Origin of the sequence: uncultured Clostridium sp., assembly GCF_937920395.1 — a bacterium.
In the GTDB taxonomy this organism is placed as follows: domain Bacteria; phylum Bacillota; class Clostridia; order Clostridiales; family Clostridiaceae; genus Clostridium_AD.
Genome location: NZ_CALEVF010000217.1, coordinates 1 through 3,505, shown reverse-complemented (window position 1 = coordinate 3,505; position 3,505 = coordinate 1). Strand labels below are relative to the sequence as shown.

3 protein-coding genes and 2 tRNA genes are annotated in these 3,505 nt (G+C 29.9%); 1 reads left to right on the top strand and 4 read right to left on the bottom strand.

Going from position 1 to position 3,505, the window contains the following annotated elements:
• Positions 1 to 230: 230 nt before the first annotated feature.
• Both Q0649_RS13615 and Q0649_RS13610 read right to left on the bottom strand, forming a co-directional pair.
• Positions 231 to 644 carry a hypothetical protein gene (locus tag Q0649_RS13615; RefSeq protein WP_298842941.1) on the bottom strand — a complete coding sequence of 138 codons (414 nt, stop codon included), beginning with the start codon at positions 642 to 644 and terminating at the stop codon, positions 231 to 233.
• A gap of 417 nt (positions 645 to 1,061) precedes the next feature.
• Positions 1,062 to 2,354 carry an Nramp family divalent metal transporter gene (locus Q0649_RS13610; protein WP_298842938.1) on the bottom strand — a complete coding sequence of 431 codons (1,293 nt, stop codon included), beginning with the start codon at positions 2,352 to 2,354 and terminating at the stop codon, positions 1,062 to 1,064.
• Positions 2,355 to 2,553: 199 nt separating this feature from the next.
• Between Q0649_RS13610 and Q0649_RS13605 the strand changes: the two genes are divergently transcribed.
• Positions 2,554 to 3,021: a metal-dependent transcriptional regulator gene (locus Q0649_RS13605; protein ID WP_298842935.1), complete on the top strand. Its 468-nt coding sequence runs from the start codon at positions 2,554 to 2,556 to the stop codon at positions 3,019 to 3,021.
• A 223-nt stretch (positions 3,022 to 3,244) separates the two neighbouring features.
• On the opposite strand, the gene Q0649_RS13600 is transcribed toward Q0649_RS13605, so the two are convergent.
• Both Q0649_RS13600 and Q0649_RS13595 read right to left on the bottom strand, forming a co-directional pair.
• A tRNA-Arg gene (locus tag Q0649_RS13600) sits at positions 3,245 to 3,321 on the bottom strand.
• Between the two features lie 52 nt (positions 3,322 to 3,373).
• Positions 3,374 to 3,447, bottom strand: a tRNA-Gly gene (locus tag Q0649_RS13595).
• Between the last annotated feature and the right edge of the window lie 58 nt (positions 3,448 to 3,505).

The window sequence follows — 3,505 nt, the reverse complement described above, 5'->3', positions numbered from 1 at the left end:
TCTAACATCTCTTCAACAACAGAATCTGGATTATTAATTAATTTTTTCATTTATACTTCCCTCCATTCGTTATAAAAGTTTATCTTACCTTATATCTTCTACAAAACAGCTAGTATTCCTCCAAATACTTTGACTATTTAACTTTATATTTGTATATTTTTAAAAAAATTAAGACAACAATAAGTTTATATTATTGTCGCCTTAATATTTTGTATTTATGTTTACAAATTCTAATTTGTCTTAGTGCCCTGCATACTCTTCATAGCTGCCTGAACTTTTGTGCTTATGGTATTAGCTTGTACCTGTGTAATTACCTTGCTAGTGACTAGTGATGCTAATTGATTATTTTTAGAGTTCGTTCCTCCTTGTTTATCTGTTCCGCTTGGTCTTCCACCTCCTGTCGGTATATCTTTTACAACTAAAGCAAGAACTTTGTCAGACTGAACTTGTGTTATTGTTTTATCTGTGACCAATGCCTTAAGAACAGTTGAATAAGTTGTTTTCATTGCAGATGAATCATGTTTTTGAGCAGTTGCTGCTGTAGCTGTAGTTGTTGCTGTTGTTTTTGAACCACACCCAACGAGCATGCCCATAGTGATAATAGCAACTATTAATATTGATGTTATTTTTTTAGTATTTTTCATTTTGCACCATCCATTTCAGTTTATTATTTTTTACACAATCATATTAAATAATATTCAAATGATTTTTATAAAATATTTTAATAAATATAGTAGTTTAAGTTAGTATGTATTTATAATACCAATTAATTATTGTAAAATAATTTAATAAATATGTAAACTTTATGTGTTTTGTATATATTTTCATTTATTTTATTTGATTTATTTAATATTATTGTATAAAGTGAATAAAATCTGATAAATTGTCTACAATCTAAAGAGACCAACCTATTATTTAATTTGAGAATTGATATACTGATTAAAACAATACTGCACTGGGTTCCCCCTAAGTGCAGTATTGTTTTTTATTCTATATAAATTATAATCACACTTACAGAATAATAAATAAATAAATAACTGATATTAATACTTTATATTATATTAAGCCTTACCCATAAATGTTAGGTACATAAGCACTGCATTTAATAATATAATGGCTGTAGCTATTAAAATGCCCAAAATCTCTACAAAACGTTTATTAACTAAAATACCCATTAAATCTTTTCGTCTAGTAATAATTAACATTTGAATTATTGGGAATGGTAGAATAAAACTAAGTGCAACCTGACTCAAAACAAGAGCATACATCGGATTAATTCCAAGTGCAATTATAATCAAAGCTGGCATCATCGTTACAAGTCTTCTAATATTTATAGGTATGCTCAAATTAACAAAACCCTTCATAATTGTTTGACCTGCTAGTGTCCCAACAGCAGAAGAAGATATTCCTGATGCAAAAAGTGCTAATCCAAAAACGCCACTTGATAAAGACCCTAATAATGGTTGCAGTGATGCATGAGCCTGTTCAATTGTATCCACTACAATTCCATTTCTATAAAAAACTGCAGCTGAAACTACAACCATAGCAGCATTAACAATAAAAGCAATATTCATAGCTATAACAATATCAATTTTCTCCATTTTTAAATGTCTTATCTTACCCTCATCTGACGTATTAACACTTCTCTCCTGGACTAGTTGTGAGTGATAATATATTACATGCGGCATAACTGTTGCACCAAGCATTCCTACAGCGATGAATACAGCAGCACCACTTGGCAACGTAGGAATTATTGTATGAATGCCTACTTGATTCCAATCTGGTTTAGCAAGAAATAACTCTATTGTATATGCAATAGAAATCACAGTAACAAGTGCTGCTATTATAATTTCAATAACTTTCTGACCATACTTTTCTAAATAGCAAATTATAAATGTTATTAATCCAGTAAGAAGTCCTGCATATATCATAGGTATATGAAACAGTAAATATAATCCTAACGTTCCCCCTAAAAACTCAGCTAAATCAGTTGCCATAGCACCAACTTCAGCAATAATCCAAAATATCCAATTTGTGCCTCTAGTAAATACCTTAGCACACATTTCAGGAAGATTATGGCCCGTTGCTATTCCAAGTTTAGCTGACATTGTTTGTAAAAATATAGCCAATATATTACTCCATAAGATCACCCAAACGAGTGTATAGTTAAATTTTGAACCACCACTTATATTAGTTGCAAAGTTACCTGGATCAATATATGCAACGCTAACAACAAAAGCTGGACCTAAAAACTTCACTAATTGTTTTACCTTATTTAAATTTCCATTGCTACTATTTGTACCCTGTTTTGGAGTAGTTAAACTAATATCCATTAATTTTTTATTACTTTCCATAAGATACATCACCCTTCTTACTTTACGTATCTATTTTTGTTATAATTAAAATAGTTAATAATAGTTAACATTGTTAGTCAATACTAACTTTATTTCTATAATATATGTCGAGATTTTTCTAACGTTACATAAAGTAATTATTTTATATGATAAAGCATATAAATTATATAATAAACTATATTTAAAAGTGGGTGAAAATGTGGTAAAAAATAATTTTTATACTTTCAACGAATACATGAAAAAAGAAGATAATTTACTTACTGCTTCTATGGAAGATTACCTTGAAATGATATATAGACTGTCTTTAAATACAGGATTTACAAGAATTCATGAACTTTCTAGTGCTCTTAATGTACAACCACCTTCAGCTACAAACATGGTGCATAAGTTAGCAGAACTAAAACTTTTAAAATATATAAAATATGGTGTTTTAGTACTTGAAGAGGATGGAAAAACGCTTGGAGAAGTATTACTTAACCGTCATAATACTATTGAAAGTCTTTTAAGAGTACTTGATATTTCAGAAGCGGATATTTTAGAAGAAACTGAAAAAATCGAACATACTATAAGTAATAAAACATCAAAATGCTTTCAAGATTTTGTTCAATTCATTAATGATAATCCTGAGATATCCCTAGCATTTAAAACTTATAGAGAAAATTACTAGTACATCATTAACATACTAAACCCCATATCTAATAATGATATGGGGTTACCTTACATGACATAAATATATATAAATTATAATTAAATCTTATTGTAGTATATATAAGTATAATAAATCAATTGAAACATGTAAATCTAAGGAAGTTAAAATTAATAAAATGAGGTAAAGGCATTTTTATGACAAACACAAAAGCCTTACAAACATAGTGTTTGTAAGGCTTTTATGGTGCGCCCAGAGGGAGTCGAACCCACGACCTTCAGATTCGAAGTCTGCAACTCTATCCATCTGAGCTATGGGCGCATAATAAATCAACTTTTAAAAAGTCTTTAGTATAAATACTAAAGACTTTTTTTGGAGCGGGTAGAGGGAATCGAACCCTCATAATTAGCTTGGAAGGCTAACACTCTACCACTGAGTTATACCCGCAAGTTTTGGAGCGGAAGACGAGATTCGAACTCGCGACGTCCACCTTGGCAAGGTGGCA

What these genes read in the sequence shown, in the direction of transcription:
- Q0649_RS13615 (WP_298842941.1), bottom strand. Translation starts at nt 644, where the DNA reads ATGAAAAATACTAAAAAAATAACATCAATATTAATAGTTGCTATTATC.
- Q0649_RS13610 (WP_298842938.1), bottom strand. Translation starts at nt 2,354, where the DNA reads ATGGAAAGTAATAAAAAATTAATGGATATTAGTTTAACTACTCCAAAA.